The organism is Pantoea sp. Ep11b, from assembly GCF_040783975.1.
Classification (GTDB): domain Bacteria; phylum Pseudomonadota; class Gammaproteobacteria; order Enterobacterales; family Enterobacteriaceae; genus Pantoea.
The window spans coordinates 2,207,818-2,233,380 of sequence record NZ_CP160631.1 but is presented as its reverse complement, the minus strand read 5'-3'; the positions used below and the strand labels follow the sequence as shown (position 1 = coordinate 2,233,380).

Sequence of the window (25,563 nt, the reverse complement as noted above, 5' to 3'; positions counted from 1 at the left end):
TGCGGGCCAACGACTCGCGCAATCAGGCTTTTTTCTGTTTGTAACGGTCAAATATCACCGCAGCTAACAGTATCAGACCGCGCACCACATACTGTGAGAATGGCGAGATATTCAATAAATTCATCGCATTCTCAACTGTACCCAGGATCAGTACCCCGGCCACAACATAGGAGATTTTGCCGATCCCCCCCTTCAGCGACACGCCGCCCAGCACGCAGGCTGAGATCACCACCAGCTCATAGCCGATGGAGGTCATCGGCTGGCCGCTGGTCATGCGTGACGCCAGGATGATGCCCGCCGCCGCCGACACCAGACCGGAGAGAATGAAGATGATGATGCGGGTACGCACCACCGGCACGCCCGCCAGCCGCGCCGCCTCTTCATTGCCGCCGATCGCCAGCGTATTGCGGCCAAAGGTGGTTTTGTTGAGCAGGAAACCGAAGATCAGCATCGTCGCCAGGGTCAGCCAGATCGGCGCCGGTACGCCCAGCCAGTTAGCGAAGCCCAGCGCAAAAAAGCGCTCATCTTCGATGCCGACCGCTTTACCGTCGGAGAAGATATAAGCCAGACCGCGTACGATCTGCATGGTCGCCAGCGTGGTGATCAGGGCGTTGATCTTCAGCCGGGCAATCACGAAGCCGTTGATAAAGCCCGTGATCATCCCCAGCACCAGACCGGCCGCGACGCCGATCCAGAGGCTTTCGGTCATGTTGATCACCACGGCGGTGACCACGCCCGCGCAGGCGATGACCGAGGCAACCGACAGGTCAAAATCCCCGGACGCCAGGCAGAAGAGCATGCCGCAGGCGACCATGCCGGACATCGACATCGCCAGCCCCAGGCCTTTCATATTGATAAAGGAGCCGAAGTTCGGCACAAAGATCGCACAGACAATAAACAGCAGCGCAAAAACGACCAGCATGCCGAAGTTGTCCCAGATGCGACCTAACTGCAGACCGCCGCGTGATGCAGGCTGCGGCGTATTTGAGGTCGTGGATGAAGCCATGATGCTCTCCTGTCAGGCCACGGCGGCCGCTTGAGTGGTTTTAGGCATCGCCAGGCTCAGCGTCTGCTGCTCCGTGGCGTCGTCGTGCAGCAGTTCACCGGCGATGGCGCCTTCGCGCATCACCACAATGCGATCGGCCAGGCCCATCACCTCCGGTAAATCGCTGGAGGCGAACAGCACCGCGATGCCCCGGTTCGCCAGCTGATAAATCAGGTTGTAGATCTCATGTTTGGCACCGACATCGATGCCGCGCGTCGGCTCATCCAGCAGGATCACCTTCATCTCCTCCGACAGCCAGCGTCCCAGAATCGCTTTCTGCTGATTACCGCCGGAGAGGTTCATGATCAGCTGATCGGCGCTGGGCGTCTTGATGTTCAGCGAACGGATGTGGCTGTCGGCGTTTTTGTTTTCCCAGCCGTTTTTGATCAGGCAGCCTGCGGTCAGGTTGTGACGCCGGGCGCTGATATTGATGTTATCGCGCACCGAATGCACCGGAATGATCCCCTCGGCTTTGCGATCTTCCGGGCAGAGCATAATGCCCGCACGAATGGCGTCGATCGGCTCGCGCAGCGGCAGCGGCTTGCCATCCAGGATCACCTGACCGCCACGCAGACGGGTGCCGCCAAACAGCCCTTTCAGCAGTTCACTGCGTCCGGCACCCACCAGACCAAACAGCCCGACGATTTCACCGGCATGGACCTTCAGCGAAATCGGCGTACGGACGCCCTTCGCTTCGACCTTATCCAGCTCCAGCCGCACCGCGCCTTTCGCCCGCGGCGTGTAGCCATAAATATCACCGAGATTACGGCCGACCATCGCCTGCACCAGATCGTCGTGATGGGTGTTCGCCATATCGGTGAAGGTGCGCACATAGCGGCCATCCTTGAAGACGGTGATGGCATCGCTTAGGGCAAAGATCTCTTCCATACGATGTGAAACGTAGAGCACCACCCGGCCCTCCTCACGGAGCTGGCGGATGACGCGAAACAGGTTGTCGATCTCACGCGCCGACAGGGAGCTGGTCGGCTCATCGAAAGCGATGATGCGCGCGTTACGCGCCAGCGCCTTGGCAATCTCCACCATCTGCCACTGTCCCAGCGACAGATATTTCAGTGGCATATCGGGGTCGATATCCATGCCGAGGTTTTTCAGTTGCAGTCCCGCCTCATAACGCATCAGCTTACGGTTCACCAGCCCGTGTTTATGGGGGATCTGACCGAGGTAGATATTCTCCGCCACGCTCATCTCCGGCACCAGATGCAGCTCCTGGTAGATAATGGCCACGCCCGCGTCCAGCGCATCTGTGGTGCGCTGAAAGCTCATGGGCTGCCCTTTAATACGAATCTCACCGCCGCTCGGCTGATAACTGCCGCTGAGTATTTTTAACAGCGTCGATTTGCCCGCACCGTTTTCGCCCATCAGCGCATGGACCTCACCGCCGCGGCAGTCGAAAGAGATATCCTGCAGCGCTTTCACGCCAGGAAAGGTTTTACTGATGCCATGAAACGACAGAAATGCTGAATCAGTGTTCATGTGGATCCTCACTCTTCCGCGCCGCCAGCCGGTTGGGGCTGGCGACGCGAAATCGGCTACGAAGGATGCCAGGCGACAATGCGCCTGACAGGCTCAGGGTTACATCAGTCCTTTTTTCGCCAGTTCAGTTTTGAAGTTGTCACGGGTGATCAGCACCACATCGGTAACTTCGGTGAATTTCGCCGGTTCTTCACCCTTGCTGACCCAGTTGTAGAGCATCTGGCTGCTTTTATAGCCGTGAATATCCGGGCTGGGCAGCAGCGAACCGTAGAAGCCGGTCGCTTTGTCTTTCGACAGTTCGCTGACCGCATCCACGCCGTTGATGCCGATGCCGATGACGTCAGCCGCCTTAAAGCCCTGACCTTCTGTGGCGCGCACGCCACCCAGCACGGTGTTGTCGTTCATGCCGACAATCAGCCAGTGTTTGATTTCAGGATGCTGAACCAGCAGGGAGTTACCGGCGTCAAACGCGCCAGGGATATCGTTGGATTTGGTCGGCACCTGATAGATCTGTCCGGCCGGGAAACCGGCTGCCTTCAGCGCGTCCATAGAGCCGCCGGTACGACGACGGGCGGTATCGAGCTCGTTGGCCGTAATCGCCATCACGCCGGTGGTTTTCACATCCCAGCCGCGCTTCTGCATCTCTTTATAGAGTTCCTGACCCTGACGCTCACCAATTTTGGTCGCCGCCATCATCACCAGCGGCACGGTGTCCATCGGTTTGCCTTTGGCCGTCACGAACTGATCGTCAACCGCGATGACCTTCAGGCCGTAGCCGCGCGCTTTCGCCATAATGGCCGAGCCGAGTTTCGGATCGGGCGTACAGATCACAAAACCTTTTGCACCGTTGGCCGCAAGGCTGTCGATGGCATTCAGGGTCTTTTCCCCATCCGGCACGGCAATTTTGATGACGTCAAAGCCAAGATCTTTGCCCGCCTTATCGGCGAATTTCCATTCCGTCTGGAACCAGGGTTCTTCTGGTTGCTTGACTAAAAAACCCAGCTTCATGGTCTCGGCGATAGCGGATTGTGACATAACCGCTGCCAGGCCGATGGCCGCGAATGCTTTAGTGAATTTATGCATGATGCTCTCCGGTACCAGGTTATTTTTCGCTGCTAATAACGAATTGGTGTAAACGCTACCAGTTAGTTTTGTTTTGTGGGTACAGCCATAAATCAGTGCGTTAGGCTGCTATGTGCAGTCAGCCTGTGCAGACGCTGGGCTAGTTTTAGCGGGATTAGCGAAGAAAAATGTAGAGCGGTATCACATCTTAAAATCACGACAAAATGATCCATATATTCAGCAAATTTAACCGGACCTTAACTTTTGCAATGGATCACAAAATCACTGCCGATGACAGAAAAGTGCATATTGTCAGCCAGCCAGGACTAACTGTTCCGGCGCGCCGAACCCAGGATACAGGAGTTAACTCATCACAGGAGATTCCAATGCGTGCTGGAGCCATCACCCTTGGGCTGGATTTTGGTAGTGATTCGGTGCGTGCGCTGGCCGTGGATTGTCACAGCGGCAAAGAGCTGCAAAGCGCGGTGTCCAACTATCCGCGCTGGCAACAGGGCTTATACAGCGATCCACACACCAACCGTTTTCGTCACCATCCGCAGGATTATATTGATGCTATGGAGCAGGCTCTGCTCGGCGTGCTGAATGCGCTGAGTGACGAGCAGCGCCGCGCCGTGGTCGGTATTGGCGTGGACAGTACCGGCTCTACCCCTGCGCCGATTGACCGCGAGGGGCATGTGCTGGCGCTCCGTCCGGAGTTCGCCGACAACCCTAATGCGATGTTCGTCCTGTGGAAAGATCACACCGCCATAGAAGAAGCCGAAGAGATCAATCAGCTCTGTCACAGCGGCCGCTTCCAGGATTACAGCCGCTACATCGGCGGTATCTACTCCTCCGAATGGTTCTGGGCCAAGATTCTGCACGTCTCGCGTGAAGATGCCGCCGTGCGTGAGGCGGCGGTCTCCTGGGTCGAGCTGTGCGACTGGGTGCCCGCCCTGCTGAGCGGCACGACCGCACCGGATAAACTGCGCCGCGGCCGCTGTGCAGCCGGACATAAAGCACTGTGGCACGGCGACTGGAACGGTCTGCCCGATGCCGACTTCCTCAATGCGCTCGATCCGCTGTTAACGCAGCAGCTCGACGCCCCGCTCTTTACTGACACCTGGACGGCCGATCTGCCGGTCGGCACGCTCAGCGCGGAATGGGCTCAGCGGCTGGGCCTGACGCAGACCGTCACGATCTCCGGTGGCGCGTTTGACTGCCATATGGGAGCCGTGGGTGGCGGCGCGAAGCCCTATACGCTGGTGAAAGTCATCGGCACCTCAACCTGCGACATCCTGATTGCTGACGCAGAGCAGGTTGGCGATCGCGATATCAAAGGCATCTGTGGCCAGGTCGATGGCAGCGTCATGCCCGGTGCTATCGGGCTGGAGGCGGGTCAGTCTGCGTTTGGCGATATCTACGCCTGGTTCAGCCGTTTACTGGGCTGGCCGCTGCAGCTGGCGGCGCAGCAGCATCCCGCGCTTAAGCCGCAGCTGGCGGAGATGCAGAAGAGCCTGATCAAAGATCTGACCGAGGCCTGGGCAGCAAATCCGCAGCTCGATCATCTGCCGGTGGTGCTCGACTGGTTCAACGGTCGCCGCACGCCGAATGCCAACCAGCGACTGAAAGGGGTCATCACGGATCTCAATCTGGGCACCGATGCACCGGCGCTGTTTGGCGGACTGGTCGCAGCCACCGCCTTTGGTGCGCGCGCCATCATGGAGTGCTTTGAACAGCAGCAGATCCCGGTGGAGAGCATCCTGACGCTGGGCGGCATCGCCCGCAAATCGCCTGCCATCATGCAGGCCTGTTGCGACGTGATGAACCGGCCGCTGGATATCGTCGCCTCAGACGAATGCTGTGCGCTGGGTGCGGCGATCTTTGCCGCCGTTGCCGCAGGTGTATATGCCAGCGTCCCGGACGCGCAGCAGGTTATGGCCAGCCCGATCGCCGTCACCCTGCAGCCCGACCCGGCGCGCGTCGCCCGCTATCAACAACTTTATCAACGCTATCAACAATGGTGCGTGACGGCTGAACCGCAATACGCCGCCCGCCCCGCTTCCGCTACGAGCCTATCCCGGCAGGCGTAATTGTTGCAGGCAATCTGCTCCCGAACAGCGCGTAACAGGCAGGCGTTCAGGTTGCTGAAGCAGCCTGTGTGCGCACTGCCCGGGTTCAGACAGACAAATTAAACAGCCTACCGGGGTAGGCGCAAAGTAAAGGAGTGATTTATGGAACAGTTAAACAGCTACAGCGTGTGGTTCGTCATCGGCACACAGCACCTCTACGGCGCGGAAACCTTACGCCAGGTTGAACAAAATGCCCGTCAGGTCGTTGAAGGTCTTAATCAGACCGGCTTACCACTGCGCCTGGAGCTGAAACCGCTGGTGAAATCACCGGATGAAGCGCTGGCCCTGTGCCGCGACGCCAGTTTCGACCAGCAGTGCGTCGGTATTATTACCTGGCTGCACACCTTCTCGCCGGCCAAAATGTGGATCGGTGGCCTGAGCGTACTCAATAAGCCGCTGTTGCAGTTCCATACCCAGTTCAATTCGGAGATCCCGTGGGACAGCATGGACATGGACTTTATGAACCTGAACCAGACGGCGCACGGCGGCCGCGAGTTCGGCTTCATTGGCGCGCGTATGGGCCTGCAACACAGCGTGATCACAGGTCACTGGCAGGACAGCGCCAGTCAGCAGCGTCTGGGGAACTGGATGCGTGCAGCTCTGGCGAAACAGGAGAGCCAGCAGCTGAAAGTGGCCCGTTTTGGCGACAACATGCGTGAAGTGGCCGTCACCGAAGGCGATAAAGTAGCCGCACAGATCCAGTTTGGTTATGCGGTGAATGGCTGGGGCGTCGGCGATCTGGTTGAGGTCATCAACGGCGTCAGCGATGGCGACGTCAATGCGCTGATCGACGAATATGAGAGCCTCTATCGCTTTACCGATGTCGCTGCGTCGGGCGGTGAAAAGCGTCAGAACGTGCTGGATGCGGCGCGTATTGAACTCGGTCTGACTCGTTTTCTGGAAGCGGAAGGCTGCCACGCCTTTACCACCAACTTCCAGACGCTGCACGGCATGACGCAGCTGCCTGGACTGGCGGTTCAGCGGCTGATGGCGAAGGGGTACGGGTTTGCCGGCGAAGGTGACTGGAAAACCGCTGCCCTGCTGCGCATTTTCAAAGTTATGGCTGGCGATCGTAAAGGCGGTACCTCCTTCATGGAGGATTACACCTATCACTTCTCACCTGGCAACGATCTGGTGCTCGGTTCGCACATGCTGGAAGTCTGCCCGTCGATTGCCATCGAAGAGAAGCCCTTAATTGATGTTCAGTTCCTCGGCATCGGCAATAAAGCCGATCCGGCGCGCATGATTTTCTCGACCCCGGCTGGCCGGGCAATCAACGCCAGCGTGATCGACATGGGCGATCGTTTCCGTCTGCTGGTAAACGTGGTCGATGCGATCGAACAGCCGAAACCGCTGCCGAAGCTGCCGGTTGCGCGTGCGCTGTGGAAAGCCCAGCCGTCACTGGCGACCGCCTCCGAAGCGTGGATTCTGGGCGGTGGCGCGCACCATACGGTGTTCAGCCAGGCGCTGACGCTGGAGGATATGTATCTGTATGGTGAGATGAACGACATCGAAGTGCTGGTAATTGATGAGCACACCCGGTTGCCAGCCTTTAAAGATGCGCTGCGCTGGAATGAGGCCTACTACCGTCTGAAACGTTAATCAGGGCTTTCTGGCGCCTTTCGTCTCTGCGATAAGCGAAATGCAGGGGCTTAAAGGCGCCCTATATTAAATCTCCGTGTTATGCGGTGCGGAACGGCGGCGTGCCGTAATGTCGCCGTTGATCCCCTCCTCAGGCTCACCCCCTCACGTTCAGTAACGCCATCTCAGCCCTTAAAGCAGCACTAAAGCACGAACGGGAAGGAGACGCGTGCCTGAAGAGCAAAGCGTCCGCGCCAGGGATGGCGTGGCCGATCCGCATAGATGCGGGGATTCTTTGCGTTCAGGCTCGCCTTTCCTGACCTGGCGCCCCAGCCATCAGCGATGCGTTGTTTTCTGACACCCCGCATACAGACTCAGTAACGCCATCTCAGCCCTTAAAGCAGCACCAGAGCCCGAACGGGAAGGAGACGCGTGCCTGAAGAGCAAAGCGTCCGCGCCAGGGATGGCGTGGCCGATCCGCAGGGATGCGGGGATCCTTTGCGGTCAGGCACGCCTTTCCTGACCTGGCACCTCAGCCATCAGCCATCAGCCATGATTTTCTTTGCCACCCTAAGCTCCTCCCGGAAATGAACAGCGCGCCGAAACAAGGAATAGGCTATATCTGGCGCAAAAAAAGGCGGCTCCTGAGAGCCGCCTCTTATCCTGACATTGAATAATCAGGAAGTGAGTCGCTTAACCGGCGCGTTCTGCTGACGATCCCAAATCACCGTCAGTAACCGCTGCAGGGCGATAAACGCAAACAGCAGAATCCCGATAGCGATCTTGGTCCACCAGGAGCTCAGCGTGCCGTCGAAATTGATCCAGGTCTGAATCAGCCCCTGAATCAGCACACCAAACAGCGTCCCCAGCACCGTCCCGACCCCGCCCGACAGCAGCGTACCGCCGATCACCACCGAGGCAATCGCATCCAGCTCCACACCCAGCCCGGCCAGCGCATAACCTGCCGAGGTATAGATCGAAAAGACAATTCCGGCCAGCGTCGCCAGCGTGGTAGAGAGCATATAGATCTTAATGGTGGTGGCGCGGGTCGACACCCCCATCAGCTGCGCCGAGGTCAGATTGCCGCCGATGGCGTAAACCCGGTTACCAAAACGGGTACGGTGCGCCAGAATAATCCCGCCCACGACCACCACCACCATAATCACCGCCAGCAGGCTGAGGCGACCACCGCCCGGCACTTTCCACGCCAGCCCGGAAAGCATTGTATAGAACGGATGATCGATGGGAATCGAGTTCTCCGACACCAGATAGCTGCAGCCGCGCAGGAAAAACATCCCCGCCAGCGTAATAATAAAGGCCGGGATCTTCAGTGCATCAATCAGCCAGCCCATCATGGCCCCGAACAGCGCCCCCATCGACAGAATCAGCGCAAACGCCAGCAGCGGATCGAGATGGAAATCGCCAATCGCCCGCGCCAGGAACACGCCGGTAAACGCGATCACTGCACCAACCGACAAATCGATCCCGCCGGACAAAATCACAAAGGTCATGCCAACAGCGATAATGCCGAGGAAAGCATTGTCAGTCAGAATATTGCAGATCACCCGCGTAGAGGCGAAGCCCGGGAACTGGCTCAGACAGAACAGATAACCCGCCACAAACACCAGTAGCGTAATCATCAGCGGAAGATGACGTTTAATCATGTCGGACGTCTCCGTTTCAGCATCGCAATAAACCGCGGTGACTGCAGTAACAGCACGCACATCACCACCACCGCTTTCACCACCTGATTCAGCTCCGGCGGGAAGCCGGAGAGCAAAATCCCGGTATTCATCGACTGGATAATCAGTGCTCCAATCAGCGACAGCACCAGATTAAAACGACCGCCCATCAGCGACGCACCGCCAATCACCACGGCCAGAATCGCATCCAGCTCCAGCCACAGACCGGCGTTATTGGCGTCCGCACCGCGAATATCCGCCGCAACGATCAGACCAGCAACGGCAGCACAGACGCCGCTGATCGCATAGGTAGACATTACCACTAGCCAGCCGGTCACACCCGCATTGCGGGCCGCACGCAGGTTAATCCCCACCGCTTCGATAAACAGCCCCAGCGCAGTCTTGCGCGTCAGCAGCCAGACCGCCAGCGCCACCACCAGCGTAATCCAGACCGGCACCGGCAACATCCACAGCGAGCCATTACCAAACCAGCCGAGACTGTCGCTGTCGAAGGTCACAATCTGTCCCTGCGTGATCAGCTGCGCGATACCCCGCCCGGCCACCATCAGAATCAGCGTGGCCACAAACGGCTGGATCCGCAGCAGCGCCACCAGCACCCCATTCCACAACCCACAGAGCAGGCCGGTGCCCAGCGTGGCGAGGATAATAAAAGGCACGCCGTGACCCGCCACGGTCAGCGTGGCAGCGGTGGCACCTGCGATGGCCATCACCGCACCTACGGAGAGATCGATACCGCCCGTGGCGATCACCAGCGTCATCCCAATCGCCAGCAGCGCCACCGGTGCCGCACGGTTAAGAATATCGATCGGGCTTCCGAACAGACGCCCATCCTGCAGATGCACGGCAAAAAAGTTACTGGCGACCAGACTGTCTATCAACAGCACCAGCAGCAGCGCAGCAATCTGTGGCATCCCGGATGGGAACTTCAGCTTACGACGTGGCGTTTTTTCAGATGACATAGGCGACTCAAGCATGTTGTACCCCTCCGTCCGCGATAGCATTGACGATCGACGCCACCGAAAGCTGCTCCAGTGGAATCTCTGCCACCTGCTTCAGATCGCGCATGATCAACACCCGATCGGCATAACCCACCAGCTCTTCGAGTTCAGAGGAGATCACCAGCAGCGCCAGACCATCGGCGCACAGGGATTCAATCAGACGAATAATCTCGGCGTGCGCGCCCACATCAATGCCGCGCGTAGGTTCGTCGAGGATCAGAAACTGCGGTTTTGTGACCAGCCAGCGCGACAGCAACACCTTCTGCTGATTGCCGCCCGATAACAGCTCCACCGGCTGCTCAGCGTGCGGTGTACGAATGCCCAGACTCTTGATAAAACGGTCGGCAATCGCCTGCTGCTCGCGCCGCTTAATCGGCCGTAACCAGCCACGCTGCGCCTGCAGTGCGAGAATGATATTTTCCCGAACCGACGCCGCGCCAATAATCCCGTCAGTCTTGCGATCTTCCGGACAAAAGCCCATTCCCAGCTGCGAGGCTTTCGCCGGGTTGGTGATGCGCTGCACTTTGCCCTTGATCTTCGCGGTTCCGCGATCGGCCCGACGAATACCAAACAGCACCTCAGCGGTTTCGGTACGGCCCGACCCCAGCAGTCCCGCCAGACCCACAACTTCGCCGGGACGCACCGCCAGATTAAACGGCTCGATGGTGCCTTTCCGGCCATAATCTTCAAACGACACCACCGGCTGATTGCTGCGCAGGGTGCTGCCCTGCCGCTGCAGCGCCGTCTCCAGCAGTTCACGCCCCAGCATCAGCTTAATCAGCTCGATCTGCGGCAGCGTGGCGGTGTCGTGGGTGGCGATATACTGCCCGTTACGAAGCACGGTAATCCGATCGGTAATCCTGTACACCTGGTCAAGAAAGTGGGTCACAAAAATCAGGCTCATCCCGCGGGCTTTTAACTGCGCCATCAGGGTAAACAGCATCTCTACTTCGCTGGCATCGAGGCTGGCGGTCGGCTCATCAAGAATCAACACCTGCGCCGACAGATCCACCGCACGGCAGATGGCAATAATCTGCTGCATTGCCACCGAGTAGTGGCCCAGCGGACGGGTCACATCGAGGGAAAAGCCATAATTCCGCATCAGGGCATCGGCATCCCGCACCATTCTGCGCCGGTCAATCAGGCCAAAGCGACGCGGCTCACGGCCAATGTAAAGGTTATCCGCCACCGACATGTTCGGCAGCATATTCACTTCCTGATAGACGGTGCCGATGCCCATCTCCTGCGCCTGCGCCGTATTATGCGGTGTGATTGGCTTACCGTTCAGGGTGATGGTGCCGGCATCGCGGCTGTAAACGCCGGTCAGCACTTTAATCAGGGTGGATTTGCCGGCACCGTTTTCACCCAGCAGCGCCATAATCTCCCCTTTGCGAATATCAAAGGAGACATTATTCAGGGCCTTAACGCCGGGAAAACCTTTGCTGATGCCGTGGATGGATAACAGCGGTGTTTCACTTTGCGTGGTCATTCTGCTCACTCCGCCTTACGTCAGGAAAAACCGCCCCATAGGGCGGTCTGCGGCTGGTCTGAGGCTGCGGGTGAATCAGTAACCCATGCCTTTTTTGGTTTCCAGCTCCTTCTGCGCGTCAGCAGGCAGGAACAGCTTCGATTCGGTCTTGATCACTTTAGGCGGCAGCGTGCCATCCTTCTTAAACTTCTCCAGCGCATCAAATGCTGGACCTGCCATATTCGGCGTCAGCTCCACGTTGGCGTTAGCCTCACCGGCCAGCATCGCTTTATAGATATCCGGCACCCCATCAATTGAGCCGGTCAGAATATCCTTGCCTGGTTTCAGGCCCGCTTCTTTAATCGCCTGAATGGCACCGATCGCCATATCATCGTTGTGCGCGTAAACCATGCAGATGTTTTTGCCGTTGTTCTCGGCCTTGATAAAGCTCTCCATCACCTCTTTACCCTTACTGCGGGTAAAGTCACCCGACTGCGAACGGATCACTTTGATATTCGGGTGGTTGCTGATGGCTTCCGCAAAGCCCTTCTTACGATCGATGGCTACGCTGGCACCCACGGTGCCCTGCAGTTCCACCACGTTACACTGCTTGTCGCCCACCGTTTTGACCAGCCAGTCGCCGATCAGCTTGCCTTCCAGGACGTTGTCCGCCGTGACCACCGCCTGGTAGAGCGATTTGTCTTTCACTACAATCGCGCGGTCCAGCAGGTAGACCGGGATTTTGGCATCTTTAGCTTCTTCCAGAACTGGTTCCCAGCCGGTCTGCACCACCGGAGCGATAAAAATGGCATCCACGCCCTGGGCGATAAAGGAGCGGACAGCCTTGATCTGGTTCTCCTGTTTCTGCTGACCATCGGCGATTTTCAGGGTAATGCCCCGTTTTTTGGCTTCGCTTTTCGCGACGTTGGTTTCCGCCGAGCGCCAGCCAGATTCAGAACCCACCTGCGAGAAGCCCACCGTCATATCTGCAGCGAGCACCGGGCCGGTTAACGCAGCGCTGACCAGCGTGGTCAGAAGTAAACGTTTCCACATAGTTTTTTATCCTCTGAAAGGCGATTGCTGTTTAGGGTAGAGAGCCTGCTTAGACTGGACTAAAAAAGGGTGCATAATGGCGACACACTTCACAAAACAGAGCAATTTAAAGGAGTTACGTGCAGATGGACGGCTTCGCTGAGGAGATAGCTATGGATAAAACGGCTGAATATCGCCAGCATGGCCGTTAAATAATTGTAATAAACAGAGGCGCTTATGCTTCCACCCTCTGGAAACGATTACAGAGAGGCGTACAAAATGAGTTACGCCGCGGGTCGTTAACAAAAAATGGGTTTTGTGACTGGCCGCACACTACCCGTCAGACCCGCCTCTGGCGCGAAACGTTTCTCTGACGACAGCGATTGTCAGACCTTTTGTTCCGGCCTTAAAAAGTAAAAAAGCGGGCGCTGATTTACGGAAGAGTGTGAAATAATCAAAAAGAGTATTTTACATCACATTTTATCGCTTCGTTTATCTGATATGCTTCCCGATCATTTTTTACAGCCTCAGGTTCAGACAACGGCTCAACGCCCTCCAGCCAGATAAAACCGCCGGATAGCGCCGTTTGCTGACGAATAAAGTGCTTTTATCTGATTTTCACCTTTTTTCACGCCTGCGATCTGGACAGCTTAAGCCTGCCCCCTATACTGAGCGCTCCTTTGTTACTTCTATCTGTTATGGCAATGATGACTGCGCACGATTACCTGCTTAAATTTCGCAAAGTAAATAATTCAGACAGTCTGGAAAAACTTTTTGATCACCTGAACTACTCCCTGACGAATGATATGGACATCATTAATATGTACCGGGCTGCGGATCATCGACGCGCTGAACTTGCCTCAGGCGGACGGTTGTACGATCTGGGCTGTGTCCCAAAAACGGTGTGGCGCTACGTGGTGTGATTACTGGCTGATTTTTCGCTGTTTTACCCTCTGTTCCTGTCCGGATGGGCGCGCCTCTCTGAACATGTTATTCTGCTGCGCTTCGACTCTCCGAGACAGGAATAACTACGATGACTGAACAGGTTGCTGCGCCGCGTATTGGTGGCTTGCTTCTGCTGCCGCTGGCCTGGCTGATAATGACCCTGTTAACCACCGTTCTGGTGCTGGCGATGTATCTGACCCCCCTGTTTAACCCAGAATGGCGTGTGGCGCTCTTTTCCCACGGCAGCACGCTGCTCTCTTACTGGGCCATTTCTCTGCTCACCGCCGTCGCCGTCTGGGCGTACAGCCTCTGGATCAGCTGGCTGTTCTTCAAACGCTCGCGTCGTCTGCCGCGCCACTATCTGCTCTGGCTGCTGATTACCGTCCTGCTGGCGCTGAAAACCTTTGCCTTTACGCCGGTGGCCGATGGCCGCGCCCTCCAGACATTGCTGCTGTCACTGCTCGCCGCGGCGGTGTTTGCGCCCTATTTCAGGCGTTCTGTAAGGGTAAAAGCGACCTTTATTGCGCCCTAACGCCGTGAGTTATGTCAGGAATTTAATTCTGAGTGCGGTCTGCCGCTCTGCGGAGGGCGCGGGTGTTGAGATACGCCGCGCTATCCACGATAATAAGCCGCTTTCTGGCTCCCAGGCGAAAAAATGACCGATTATCTGCTTCTCTTTATAGGCACTGTGCTGGTGAATAACTTCGTATTAGTGAAGTTTCTCGGCCTGTGTCCTTTTATGGGCGTTTCCAAAAAACTGGAAACGGCGATTGGCATGGGCCTCGCCACGACATTTGTGATTACGCTGGCCTCCATCTGTGCCTGGCTGGTCAATCATCTGATCCTGCTGCCACTGGACCTGGTCTATCTGCGCACCATGGCCTATATCCTGGTCATCGCCGTCGTCGTGCAGTTTACTGAGATGGTGGTGCGTAAAACCAGCCCGTCGCTCTATCGCCTGCTGGGTATCTTTCTGCCGCTGATCACCACCAACTGTGCGGTGCTGGGCGTGCCCCTGCTGAGCGTTAACCTGAACCACACGTTCCTCCAGGCGGCCCTCTATGGTTTTAGTGCCTCCATTGGCTTTTCGCTGGTGATGGTGCTGTTCGCCGGTATGCGCGAGCGTCTGGTACTGGCCAATGTGCCCGCGCCGTTTAAAGGCAACTCCATCGCCCTGATTACTGCTGGTCTGATGGCGCTGGCGTTTATGGGCTTCAGCGGGCTGGTGAAATTCTGATGACCGCGATCTGGATTGCTGTTGCCGTATTAAGTGCGCTGAGCCTGGTGTTCGGTGCCCTGCTGGGTTACGCCTCACGCCGCTTCGAGGTGGAAGAAGATCCTATCGTCGAGCAGATTGATGCCATTCTGCCGCAAAGCCAGTGCGGCCAGTGCGGCTATCCGGGCTGCCGCCCCTATGCGGATGCCGTAGGCAACAACGGTGAGGCGATCAATAAATGCGCGCCAGGCGGAGAGCAGACCATGCTCAAGCTGGCTGCGCTGCTCAACGTTGAGCCGCAGCCGATTGACGGCGATGAGGCAGCGAAAGAGCCGGTACGCACCGTGGCCTTTATCGACGAAGCCAACTGTATCGGCTGCACCAAATGTATTCAGGCCTGCCCGGTGGATGCGATTGTCGGCGCTACCCGCGCCATGCACACCGTGCTGAGCGACGTCTGCACTGGCTGCGATCTCTGCGTTGCCCCCTGCCCGACCGACTGTATTGAAATGCGTCCGGTTGCCACCACGCCAGCCAACTGGAAGTGGGATTTGAATACCATTCCTGTACGGGTGATCCCGGTAGAAACTCATGCTTAATCTGTTTAACTTCCTGAAAAAAGAGAAGGTCTGGGATTTTGAGGGCGGCATTCATCCGCCCGAAATGAAAACCCAGTCTAACGGAACGCCGCTCAGCGAACTGCCTCTGCCGCACCGTTTTATTATTCCACTTAAACAGCATATCGGACACGAAGGCGAGATCTGTGTGGCTCCCGGCGACAGGGTGCTGCGCGGCCAGCCGCTGACCTTTGGCACAGGCCGTATGCTGCCCGTCCATGCGCCCACGTCCGGCGTCATTGAGGCGATCGGTCAGCATATGACCGCTCATCCCTCAGGTCTGTCAGAACTCTGCGTTTTCCTGACGCCCGATGGCGAGGATCGCTGGATGCCGCTCGATCCCCTGCCTGATTACCGGCAGCATCCGCGCGCCGACATCGTGCAGCGTATTCACGATGCGGGCGTGGCGGGCCTGGGCGGTGCGGGCTTCCCGACTGCCACTAAGCTGAAAGGCGGCCTGCGCGGCGTTAACACACTGATTATCAACGCAGCGGAGTGCGAACCCTATATCACCGCTGACGATCGCCTGATGCAGGATTACGCGGCTGAGGTGCTGGAGGGCAGCCGCATTCTTGCCTGGGTCCTGCAGGCTGAGCGGGTGTTAATCGGCATTGAGGATAATAAACCGGAAGCGATCGCCGCGCTGAAGCAGGCGCTGGGCAGCGATCGCGACCTGCAGATTCGGGTCATTCCGACCAAATATCCCTCCGGTGGTGCCAAACAGCTGACCCGCATCCTGACCGGCAAAGAAGTGCCGCACGGCGGGCGCTCGACCGATATCGGCGTGCTGATGCAGAACGTCGGCACGGCCTGGGCCGTCAAGCGCGCGATCGTCAACGGCGAACCCATCACCGAACGCGTGGTGACGCTGACCGGCGAGGCGATCGCCCAGCCGCGGAACGTCTGGAGCCGACTGGGCACACCGATCAGTCATCTGCTGCACCATGTCGGTTTTACCCCGGCACCCCGTCAGATGGTGATCATGGGCGGCCCGCTGATGGGCTTTACCCTGCCGTCGCTGGATGTGCCGGTGGTGAAGATCACCAACTGTATCCTTGCCCCATCCGCCACGGAGATGGGGAACAACGACGAAGAGCAGTCCTGCATCCGCTGTTCGGCCTGTGCGGACGCCTGCCCGGCCAAACTGCTGCCACAGCAGCTCTACTGGTACAGCCAGGGCGGCGATCACGATAAAGCCCGTGCGCACCATATCGATGACTGCATCGAATGTGGTGCCTGCGCCTATGTCTGCCCGAGTAACATTCCGCTGGTACAGTATTACCGTCAGGAAAAGGCCGAACTGCGCGCCATCGACCTGGAAGCGAAACGTACGCTGGAAGCGAAAGCACGCTTTGAAGCCCGTCAGGCACGACTGGAGCGCGAAAAACAGGCGCGCGAAGCGCGTCATGAAGAGGCGAAACAGCGGGTTGCCCGTGCCGACAACGGTGAACTGGCTGCTGCAAAAGCGCGGGTGAAAGCCCGTCAGGTGACCGAGCCGGATGAAGCCACGCTGGAAGCGCAGCGCGAGGCTCGTCATGCCCAGGCGCGTCTGCGTCAGGCAGAGGCGCAGGCTGAAACCCAGCCGGTGACCCGTCAGTCGGTCGATCCGCGTAAGGCCGCCGTTGAAGCCGCTATTGCCCGCGCAAAAGCGAAAAAAACGGCAGAGAAGCCGGCAGAAGCCGTGCCGGATGCGGCGACAGCACCGGATACCGCTGCCGATCCGCGTAAAGCCGCCGTCGAAGCCGCCATCGCCCGCGCGAAAGCGAAGAAGGCTGCGCAGGCGGAAGGCGCTGAGGCTACACCAGCCGCTGACAGCACTGCTGCACCGGAAGCCGCTGCCGATCCGCGTAAGGCCGCCGTCGAAGCCGCCATCGCCCGCGCGAAAGCGAAGAAGGCTGCGCAGGCCGAGGGCGCTGAGGCGGCTCCGGCCGCTGACAGCACTGCTGCACCGGAAGCCGCTGCCGATCCGCGTAAAGCCGCCGTCGAAGCCGCCATCGCCCGCGCGAAAGCGAAGAAGGCTGCGCAGGCCGAGGGCGCTGAGGCTACACCAGCCGCTGACAGCACTGCTGCACCGGAAGCCGCTGCCGATCCGCGTAAGGCCGCCGTCGAAGCCGCTATCGCCCGCGCCAGAGCGAAGAAGGCTGCGCAGGCGGAAGGCGCTGAGGCGGCTCCGGCCGCTGACAGCACTGCTGCACCGGATGACGCTGCCGATCCGCGTAAGGCCGCCGTCGAAGCCGCTATCGCCCGCGCCAGAGCGAAGAAAGCTGCGCAGGCGGAAGGCGCTGATGCCGCACCAGCCGTTGACAGCACTTCCGCACCGGATGCCGCTCCCGACCCGCGTAAGGCCGCCATTGAAGCCGCTATCGCCCGTGCCAGAGCGAAAAAGGCTGCGCAGGCGGAAAGTGACGCGGATGCCGCCTCACGCGATGCCGCAGCCCTGGCGACCGCCGCGCATTTTGCGGTGGAAAACGCAGAACAGGCTCAGGAGCAGGCCAACAACGCGAATGCTGAACCGGAACAGGCACCTGAACTGAATCAACCCGACGATGCGCGTAAAGCTGCAATTGCTGCCGCCATCGCCCGTGCCAAAGCGCGTAAAGCGCAGTCGTCTACGACGCTTGAGGATTAAATGGCTTTTCGTATCGCAAGTTCTCCCTATACCCATAACCGCCGCAGCACCGGCAATATCATGCTGCTGGTGGTATTGGCTGCGGTGCCGGGTTTCGCTGCACAGTGTTATTTCTTTGGCTACGGCACCTTTATCCAGGTCATCCTGGCAACGCTGACCGCCTGGCTGACAGAAGCGGCCATTCTGCGACTGCGCAAAGCACCCGTTGCCTCTGCGCTGGCGGACAATTCGGCCCTGCTGACGGCCGTCCTGATCGGGATCAGCCTGCCGCCGCTGGCCCCCTGGTGGCTGGTCGTCGTCGGTACCCTGTTTGCGGTGGTGATTGCGAAACAGCTCTATGGCGGACTCGGCCAGAACCCGTTTAATCCGGCGATGGTCGGCTATGTGGTGCTGTTGATCTCCTTTCCGGTGCAGATGACCAGCTGGCTCCCGCCTGACTCACTGCAGGCCATCCGGCCCAGCCTGATGGATACGCTGAGCATGGTGTTCCACGGCCACACGCTGGCGGGTGACACCATGCAGCAGCTGCAGCTGGGCGTCGATGGCGTCAGCCAGGCCACGCCGCTTGATACCTTTAAAACCGGCCTGCGCGCCGGACACAGCGCCGGGCATCTGCTGGCGCAGCCGATCTACAGCGGTGTGCTGGCAGGTCTGGGCTGGCAGTGGGTCAACGTGGGCTATCTGGCTGGCGGCCTGTTCCTGCTGTGGAAAAAGGCGATTCGCTGGCATATTCCTGTGGCTATGCTGCTGTCGCTGGCCTGCTGTGCCGTGCTGGGCTGGCTCTTCTCTCCCGGCTCGCTCAACAGCCCGCTGATTCACCTTTTCTCAGGCGCAACCATGCTGGGGGCGTTCTTCATCGCCACCGATCCGGTGACCGCCTCGACCACGAATCGCGGGCGTCTGCTCTATGGCGCGCTGATTGGCCTGCTGGTCTGGCTGATCCGCAGCTTTGGCGGCTATCCCGATGGCGTCGCCTTTGCCGTGCTGCTGGCAAACATCTGCGTGCCGCTGATTGACTACTACACCCAGCCGCGCGTTTACGGCCATCAGAAGGATTAAGCGATGCTGGAGACGATCCGTAAAAATGGGGTAACGCTGGCGGTTTTCGCGGCGATCACCACTGCCGCCACCGCCGTGGTGAACACGGTGACGAAACCGACCGTGGAACATCAGACTCTGCTGCAGCAAAAAAACCTGCTGGATCAGGTCGTGCCCACCGATATGTATGATAACAACATTCAGCAGGATTGTTACGTTGTCACGGATAGTGCACTGGGTAACGGCGCCCCGCACCATCTTTTCGTGGCGCGTAAAGGCAACCAGCCGGTCGCAGCGGCGCTGGAGACGACCGCACCCGACGGCTATTCGGGTGCGATACAGATGCTGGTCGGCGCCGATTTTCAGGGTAAAGTGCTGGGCGTGCGGGTCATCGAGCACCATGAAACACCGGGCCTGGGTGACAAGATCGAATTGCGCATCTCCGACTGGATCAACAGTTTCAACGGAAAAGTGGTTCAGGGCCCGGCAGACAAGGCTTTTGCCGTTAAAAAAGATGGTGGCGAATTTGACCAGTTTACCGGTGCTACTATTACCCCACGCGCGGTGGTCAATGCGACGAAACGCACCGCGCTGTTGATGAAAACCCTCCCGGAGAGACTCTCTTCGTTACCGGCCTGTGGAGATGCAAATGAGTGAAGCAAAAAGTCTGCTGGTGGGCGGATTGTGGAAAAATAACTCTGCGCTGGTGCAGTTACTGGGCCTCTGCCCGCTGCTGGCGGTCACCGCCACTGCCACCAACGCATTGGGTTTAGGCCTGGCGACCACGCTGGTGCTGACCCTGACCAACAGTTTTATCTCCGCTTCCCGGCGCTGGGTGCCCTCGGAAATCCGTATCCCGATCTACGTGATGATCATCGCCTCGGTGGTGAGCTGCGTACAGATGCTGATCAACGCTTACGCCTACGGTCTCTATCAGTCGCTGGGGATCTTTATCCCGCTGATCGTCACCAACTGTATCGTGGTGGGCCGCGCGGAAGCCGTCGCCTCGAAAAGCTCGATTCCGCTGGCGGCGCTGGATGGCTTCGCCATCGGAATGGGCGCGACCTGCGCCATGGTGGTGCTTGGCTCGCTGCGTGAGATTATCGGCAGCGGCACCCTGTTTAACGGGGCCGATCAGCTGCTTGGCCCGTGGGCGAAATCGCTGCGTATCGAAGTGGTGCATTTCGATTCGCCGATGCTGCTGGCCATGCTGCCGCCGGGGGCTTTTATCGGACTCGGCATGATGCTGGCGGGTAAATACCTGATCGATCAGAAGATGAAACAGCGTGCCGCCCTGCGTGCTCAGACGACTGACAGCACTGCGCCACAGAACGCCGTCGGGAAAGCCGTGTGAATCAGACCAAACGCACTGAGATCCTTCGCCGGCTGCAGCAGAACAACCCGCATCCGACCACCGAGCTCTCTTTCAGCTCACCTTTTGAGTTGCTGATCGCGGTGCTGCTTTCGGCGCAGGCAACCGATGTCAGCGTCAACAAGGCCACCGCGAAACTCTATCCGGTGGCGAATACCCCCGCCGCGATGCTGGCGCTGGGCGTGGAGGGCGTTAAGTCCTATATCAAAACCATCGGCCTGTTTAACAGCAAAGCGGAGAATGTCATCAAAACCTGCCGCATCCTGCTTGAGCAGCACAACGGTGAGGTGCCGGAAGATCGCGCCGCGCTGGAGGCCCTGCCGGGCGTGGGCCGCAAGACCGCTAACGTGGTGCTCAATACCGCCTTTGGCTGGCCGACGATTGCCGTCGATACCCATATCTTCCGGGTCAGTAACCGGACGAAGTTTGCGCCGGGCAGAAATGTCGAAGAGGTGGAGCAGAAACTGCTGAAGGTGGTGCCTGCGGCTTACAAGGTCGACTGTCACCACTGGCTGATCCTGCACGGTCGCTACACCTGTGTGGCGCGTAAGCCCCGCTGTGGCTCATGCCTGATTGAAGATCTCTGCGAGTATCCTGAGAAAACCGAGTAACTGCACCGCTTCCTGACCCGCTTCGGCGGGTTTTTGCTTTTCTGCCCCGCCTCTGCCCCTGCCGGTTCGCCCCGGTGTCACCCCAGTCTGAAAGACAACACAGTTTATCGGGTTGTTACCTGCGTGTTGATGATGGAAAATCGCCGCCCCTGATCATAAGAAAAAGTTATGCCACAGTGAGTAATGTCATGAATACACGCCCCTCTGCCGGGAAGCACGCACTGCGCCTGTTTCTGGCGCGACTCTGGCCGCATCCGCTGGCGGTGAGTAAAAAGCATATCGTTATCGCCGGACTGGGCGCCGGTACAGGACTCATGCTCACCAGCCTGCTGAGCCACTGGATGCTGGGCGAACTGAACCTGTGGTTTGTCGCGCCGGTTGGCGCTTCGGCCGTGCTGCTGTTTGGTGTACCGGCCAGCCCGCTGGCGCAGCCGTGGGCAATCGTCGGCGGTAACAGCCTCTCTGCGCTGACAGGCGTTGTCGTCTGTCAGCTCATTCCCGATCCCGCCATCGCCTGCGGCGTCGCGGCCTGCGTCGCCATACTTCTGATGTTTCAGCTTCGCTGTCTGCATCCGCCCGGTGGCGCGGTGGCACTGACCGCCATCCTGGGCGGCCCCTCGGTGCAGCAACTGGGCTATCACTTTGTGCTGACGCCTGTTCTGCTCAACTCCCTGATCCTGGCGCTGCTGGCGCTGCTGTTTAACAATCTGGCAGGCCGTCGCTATCCGCATCCGCTGGCGCCCGAAGAGGTGAAGCCAGAGCCGGTCGCGATGCCGGTTCCGCTGACGCGAGACGATCTGCATCAGGCGCTGCAGGGCGGTGAACTGCTGGATATTGATGAAGATGATTTGCAGGCGCTGCTGCTGCGTGCGGAAGAGATTGCCCAGCGCCGTCAGTTCGGCTGAAGAAGCGGCTGACAGGCTGTCAGCCGTTCTGTGACGCATCGCCATCATGTGACGGTGTCACTTAATACGATACCCCGCCCTTAGTGCTGCGCCAGCGCGGCCTGCATCCAGGCCACCACCAGCGGTGAAAGTTTTTGCTGCAGCGCCGCCCGTTCCGACTGGAACAGCGTTGCCACAAAATAGGGATGATCCAGCAACTCCACGCCGCGGACGTCACCCGCTTCATCCCAGGCCGTTGTTCGCAGCGTTTTCTCGCCCAGCGCCGCGCTGAACGCCGGGTTAACGCCAAAGTTGCAGTGATAGCCCTCATTGCTCTCCAGCGCGCCGTAGGCAGTGGCGATACGTGAGCCCGGCTCGAATCTGACCGCACCGCGCTGCTCCATCAGCGAACAGCTCAACGGCGCGATGACGCTGCGTCCGCCGGTGTCGGTTTCGGCATGGCTGGCATCCTGCCAGCCCAGAACATTACGGGCATATTCGATCACCGCATACTGAAACCCGCCACAGGAGCCCAGGAAAGGCTTACCGCTCTCCCGCGCCCAGCGGATAGCATCATAGACGCCGCTGTCATTGTGCCAGGGACTGCCCGGCACCACCCAGAGCGCGTCGCACGCTGTCAGGTCGGTCTCATCGAGTCGTTCGGTGGCGACCCAGGTGGTTTCAGCGTTGATATTCAGGCTGCGGGCAGCAAGTTCGATTGCAGGGGGGATGGCCTGATGAGCAACCGCGCTGGCGCGGTAGTCTCCCACCAGAAAGAGACGCAGGAATGACATGGGCAGATCCTTTTCAGGGAAAGCAGAAGGTTACAGGAATGTTAATCTTTTGTCATTAATTGCCTGTTTCTCGCCTGTGCGCTGGCAAAGCGGCGGAGGGTTCTGCAGCGTCGGCTGCCCGCAGATTCGGTTGCTGCCTGGACAATTTACCGTCTGCGCGTCAATTACGCGGTTTTCTGCCCAACCGGCGTGACGCAATCGGTTTCTTGTTTTGCGTGCTGAATTAAATCCTCAGAGTGTGGGATCGATCGCGCATCGTGCATTTTTTCCGCAACCCGGGCCGCATAACGGTTACTGTTTATTCAAATCGCGGGAAAAAAGGGCTGCGACTGACCGTCTGTGCTGGCGATTCTCGTTCCTGTGAACGATTCATCCACAAATCATTCTGTTAGCAGTTAATATCAATTTCATCCAGCACCGCGCCAGGATTTAGTCAGATCGCACTGACCTGCCCCTGCTCATCAAAATTAAAATCTAATCAACAGCTTATTCCACGGTTTTTAACGCTACATTATCAGCTCAGCGTGGTTGTCAGAAAATTCTTGCCCTGTCGCCCGTAATCAGCCAAATTAGTCGCCCCTTTTCCCTTCTAATAACAATTCTGCGCGTGGAAAACTCACATGACGCGGACTTAATTGCTGTCCCGAAACAGGGTATGAAAAAACTGAGGTACATGTGTCAACTGCAAACAAACACACTGATGAGGCTGTCAGTCTCAATGCGTTTAAACAGCCAAAGGCGTTTTACTTAATCTTCTCGATTGAGTTATGGGAACGTTTTGGCTTCTATGGCCTGCAGGCCATCATGGCGGTTTACCTGGTGAAGCAGCTGGGATTGTCTGAATCAGACTCAATCACCCTCTTCTCTTCATTCAGTGCGCTGGTCTATGGGCTGGTCGCCATCGGCGGCTGGCTGGGCGATAAGGTGCTGGGCACCAAGCGCGTGATCGTGCTGGGTGTGCTGGTTCTGGCGCTGGGGTATGCGCTGGTGGCCTTCTCCGGCCATAACGTCAGCATTGTCTACATAGGTATGGCGACGATCGCCGTAGGCAGCGGTCTGTTCAAGGCGAACCCCTCTTCGCTGCTCTCCACCTGCTACGAAAAAGATGACCCGCGTATCGACGGTGCCTTCACCATGTTCTATATGTCGATCAACATCGGTTCGCTCTTCTCGATGATGCTGACACCGTGGCTGGCGGCAAAATATGGCTACAGCGTCGCCTTCTCACTCTGCGTCATCGGCCTGGTCATCACCCTGTTTAACTTCCTGTTCTGCAAGCGCATGGTAAAGGATTATGGCTCTAAGCCAGACTTCGCTCCGCTGCAGGTCGGCAAACTGCTGATGACCCTGGTCGGCGTGGTCGTGCTGATCGCCCTGGCAAACTGGATGCTGCATCATCAGGCTATCGCACGTCTGGTGCTGGCGGTGATTGCGCTGGGCATCCTGCTGATCTTCGCTAAAGAAGCCTTTGCGCTGCAGGGCGCGGCGCGCCGGAAGATGATCGTGGCCTTCCTGCTGATGGTCGAAGCGATCCTGTTCTTCGTGCTCTATATGCAGATGCCAACCTCACTCAACTTCTTTGCTATCCGTAACGTTGAGCACACCATTTTCGGCATTACGTTTGCGCCCGAGCAGTTCCAGGCGCTGAACCCGTTCTGGATCATGCTGGCCAGTCCGCTGCTGGCGGCGCTCTACAATAAGCTGGGCGATAAGCTGCCGATGCCACATAAGTTTGCCCTCGGTATGGTGCTCTGCTCCGGTGCCTTCCTGGTGCTGCCGGTAGGGGCAAAATTTGCCAGCGACGCCGGTATCGTTTCTGTTAACTGGCTGATCCTGAGCTATGCGCTGCAGAGTATCGGTGAGCTGATGATCTCGGGTCTTGGCCTGGCGATGGTGGCGCAGCTGGTTCCCCAGCGTCTGATGGGCTTTATCATGGGCTCCTGGTTCCTGACCACCGCTGGCGCGGCGGTGATTGCCGGTAAAGTGGCTAACCTGATGGCGGTGCCGGAGAACGTGACCGATCCGCTGATCTCCCTGGCGACCTACAGCCGTGTGTTCCAGCAGATTGGTATCGTTACGGCGGTTATTGCCCTGCTGATGCTGATTACAGCACCGCTGCTGAACCGGATGACTCAGGACCCTGACGCAAAAAAATAGCGTACAGCCCTGATCCCCACGTCACGACTCAGCCGGGCTCTGCCCGGCTTTTTTGTGGCCGAACGCCTCCCCGCGCAGATCCCTGATCCTTATCACTGGTAATTCCAGCCTGAGTCTTTACTATGCTGTGATCCCATTGCAACAAGGAGTACATGGTCATGAAACTGTTTTGCAAAGCAGGAGCCTGCTCTCTCTCTCCCCACATTGTTATGCGCGAATGCGGGCTCGACTTCACCCAGGTGAGCGTCGACCTGGCCACTAAACTTACCGAACAGGGCGATGACTTTCGCCAGATCAATCCCAAAGGCCAGGTGCCTGCGCTGCAGTTCAGCGACGGCAGCGTGCTGACCGAAGGCGTGGCGATTGTGCAGTATCTGGCGGATCTCAAGCCCGATCGCCATCTGCTGGCGCCGGTCGGCAGCCTGACCCGCTATCACACCGTGGCGTGGCTCAGCTACATCGGCAGCGAGCTGCACAAAAGCTTCGGCCCGCTGTTCCGTCCCGGCTACACCGATGAGGTGAAGGCGCAGACCCGCAGCCAGCTGGAAGCGAAGTTTCGCTATGTGGATGAGTCATTGCGTGACAGACAGTGGCTGATGGGGCTGCATTTCAGCGTGGCGGATGCCTATCTGTTTGTCGTGACGCGCTGGGCAAAGGCGCTGGGTCTGGATTTGTCTGGCCTGACGGCGCTGGAGGCGTGGTTTGAACGCGTGGCGGAACGGCCTGCGGTACAGGCGGCGCTGAAAGCGGAAGGTTTAGCCTGAGAGAACAGGGCCGATTAACCGGCC

General features: G+C 58.4%; 22 protein-coding genes. 14 read left to right on the top strand and 8 right to left on the bottom strand.

The window, feature by feature from the left end; genetic code table 11:
• Positions 1–22: 22 nt before the first annotated feature.
• From araH to AB1748_RS10610, 3 genes are all read right to left on the bottom strand, one after another.
• Positions 23–1,006 (bottom strand): L-arabinose ABC transporter permease AraH, encoded by a 984-nt coding sequence (gene araH, locus AB1748_RS10620; protein ID WP_111140483.1) that lies wholly within the window; start codon positions 1,004–1,006, stop codon positions 23–25.
• A gap of 12 nt (positions 1,007–1,018) precedes the next feature.
• Positions 1,019–2,539: an L-arabinose ABC transporter ATP-binding protein AraG gene (araG, locus tag AB1748_RS10615; RefSeq protein WP_293769940.1), complete on the bottom strand. Its 1,521-nt coding sequence runs from the start codon at positions 2,537–2,539 to the stop codon at positions 1,019–1,021.
• 99 nt (positions 2,540–2,638) lie between these two features.
• Positions 2,639–3,622 (bottom strand): arabinose ABC transporter substrate-binding protein, encoded by a 984-nt coding sequence (locus AB1748_RS10610; RefSeq protein ID WP_111140485.1) that lies wholly within the window; start codon positions 3,620–3,622, stop codon positions 2,639–2,641.
• 365 nt (positions 3,623–3,987) lie between these two features.
• On the opposite strand from AB1748_RS10610, the gene AB1748_RS10605 reads away from it, so the two are divergent.
• Both AB1748_RS10605 and araA read left to right on the top strand, forming a co-directional pair.
• Positions 3,988–5,691, top strand: coding sequence for a ribulokinase (locus AB1748_RS10605; RefSeq protein WP_111140486.1), 1,704 nt, complete (start codon positions 3,988–3,990; stop codon positions 5,689–5,691).
• Between the two features lie 141 nt (positions 5,692–5,832).
• Positions 5,833–7,332 (top strand): L-arabinose isomerase, encoded by a 1,500-nt coding sequence (gene araA, locus AB1748_RS10600; protein WP_111140487.1) that lies wholly within the window; start codon positions 5,833–5,835, stop codon positions 7,330–7,332.
• A 656-nt stretch (positions 7,333–7,988) separates the two neighbouring features.
• On the opposite strand, the gene yjfF is transcribed toward araA, so the two are convergent.
• The 4 genes from yjfF to ytfQ form a co-directional block, all read right to left on the bottom strand.
• Positions 7,989–8,975: a galactofuranose ABC transporter, permease protein YjfF gene (yjfF, locus tag AB1748_RS10595; protein WP_111140488.1), complete on the bottom strand. Its 987-nt coding sequence runs from the start codon at positions 8,973–8,975 to the stop codon at positions 7,989–7,991.
• The gene (gene ytfT, locus AB1748_RS10590) at positions 8,972–9,988 is read right to left on the bottom strand and encodes a galactofuranose ABC transporter, ATP-binding protein YtfT (RefSeq protein WP_111140489.1); all 1,017 of its coding nucleotides are present in this window, start codon (positions 9,986–9,988) and stop codon (positions 8,972–8,974) included. The genes yjfF and ytfT overlap by 4 nt, the downstream gene beginning before the upstream one ends.
• Complete coding sequence (locus AB1748_RS10585; RefSeq protein WP_111140490.1) at positions 9,981–11,501, bottom strand: sugar ABC transporter ATP-binding protein; 1,521 nt, start codon at positions 11,499–11,501, stop codon at positions 9,981–9,983. The genes ytfT and AB1748_RS10585 overlap by 8 nt, the downstream gene beginning before the upstream one ends.
• 75 nt (positions 11,502–11,576) lie before the next feature.
• Positions 11,577–12,533: a galactofuranose ABC transporter, galactofuranose-binding protein YtfQ gene (gene ytfQ, locus AB1748_RS10580; protein WP_111140491.1), complete on the bottom strand. Its 957-nt coding sequence runs from the start codon at positions 12,531–12,533 to the stop codon at positions 11,577–11,579.
• 686 nt (positions 12,534–13,219) lie between these two features.
• On the opposite strand from ytfQ, the gene ydgT reads away from it, so the two are divergent.
• The 10 genes from ydgT to AB1748_RS10530 all read left to right on the top strand — a co-directional run bounded on the left by ydgT (position 13,220) and on the right by AB1748_RS10530 (position 21,845).
• Complete coding sequence (gene ydgT / locus AB1748_RS10575; RefSeq protein ID WP_111140496.1) at positions 13,220–13,435, top strand: transcription modulator YdgT; 216 nt, start codon at positions 13,220–13,222, stop codon at positions 13,433–13,435.
• Between the two features lie 110 nt (positions 13,436–13,545).
• The gene (locus AB1748_RS10570) at positions 13,546–13,989 is read left to right on the top strand and encodes a DUF2569 domain-containing protein (protein WP_111140492.1); all 444 of its coding nucleotides are present in this window, start codon (positions 13,546–13,548) and stop codon (positions 13,987–13,989) included.
• A 123-nt stretch (positions 13,990–14,112) separates the two neighbouring features.
• Positions 14,113–14,694 (top strand): electron transport complex subunit RsxA, encoded by a 582-nt coding sequence (gene rsxA, locus AB1748_RS10565; RefSeq protein ID WP_111140493.1) that lies wholly within the window; start codon positions 14,113–14,115, stop codon positions 14,692–14,694.
• Entirely contained in the window at positions 14,694–15,272 is a 579-nt protein-coding gene (rsxB, locus tag AB1748_RS10560) for an electron transport complex subunit RsxB (protein ID WP_111140494.1), read from the top strand. Before rsxA ends, rsxB begins: the two co-directional genes overlap by 1 nt.
• A complete protein-coding gene (gene rsxC / locus AB1748_RS10555; protein WP_367395467.1) occupies positions 15,265–17,919 on the top strand; it encodes an electron transport complex subunit RsxC in 2,655 nt (884 codons plus the stop codon). The genes rsxB and rsxC overlap by 8 nt, the downstream gene beginning before the upstream one ends.
• The gene (rsxD, locus tag AB1748_RS10550; RefSeq protein ID WP_111141127.1) at positions 17,920–18,978 is read left to right on the top strand and encodes an electron transport complex subunit RsxD; all 1,059 of its coding nucleotides are present in this window, start codon (positions 17,920–17,922) and stop codon (positions 18,976–18,978) included.
• A 3-nt stretch (positions 18,979–18,981) separates the two neighbouring features.
• Positions 18,982–19,614, top strand: a complete 633-nt coding sequence (gene rsxG / locus AB1748_RS10545) for an electron transport complex subunit RsxG (RefSeq protein ID WP_111141129.1) — start codon at positions 18,982–18,984, stop codon at positions 19,612–19,614.
• Positions 19,607–20,311, top strand: coding sequence for an electron transport complex subunit E (locus AB1748_RS10540; protein WP_111141131.1), 705 nt, complete (start codon positions 19,607–19,609; stop codon positions 20,309–20,311). The genes rsxG and AB1748_RS10540 overlap by 8 nt, the downstream gene beginning before the upstream one ends.
• Positions 20,308–20,940 carry an endonuclease III gene (nth, locus tag AB1748_RS10535; RefSeq protein WP_111141133.1) on the top strand — a complete coding sequence of 211 codons (633 nt, stop codon included), beginning with the start codon at positions 20,308–20,310 and terminating at the stop codon, positions 20,938–20,940. Before AB1748_RS10540 ends, nth begins: the two co-directional genes overlap by 4 nt.
• Before the next feature lie 188 nt (positions 20,941–21,128).
• Positions 21,129–21,845, top strand: coding sequence for an HPP family protein (locus AB1748_RS10530; RefSeq protein ID WP_111141135.1), 717 nt, complete (start codon positions 21,129–21,131; stop codon positions 21,843–21,845).
• Between the two features lie 80 nt (positions 21,846–21,925).
• Here the strand turns inward: AB1748_RS10530 and AB1748_RS10525 are convergent, their stop codons facing one another.
• Complete coding sequence (locus AB1748_RS10525) at positions 21,926–22,618, bottom strand: CTP synthase (protein ID WP_293769920.1); 693 nt, start codon at positions 22,616–22,618, stop codon at positions 21,926–21,928.
• A gap of 675 nt (positions 22,619–23,293) precedes the next feature.
• Between AB1748_RS10525 and dtpA the strand changes: the two genes are divergently transcribed.
• A complete protein-coding gene (gene dtpA / locus AB1748_RS10520; protein ID WP_111141139.1) occupies positions 23,294–24,775 on the top strand; it encodes a dipeptide/tripeptide permease DtpA in 1,482 nt (493 codons plus the stop codon).
• A 158-nt stretch (positions 24,776–24,933) separates the two neighbouring features.
• Positions 24,934–25,539: a glutathione transferase GstA gene (gstA, locus tag AB1748_RS10515; RefSeq protein ID WP_111141141.1), complete on the top strand. Its 606-nt coding sequence runs from the start codon at positions 24,934–24,936 to the stop codon at positions 25,537–25,539.
• Positions 25,540–25,563: the final 24 nt, after the last annotated feature.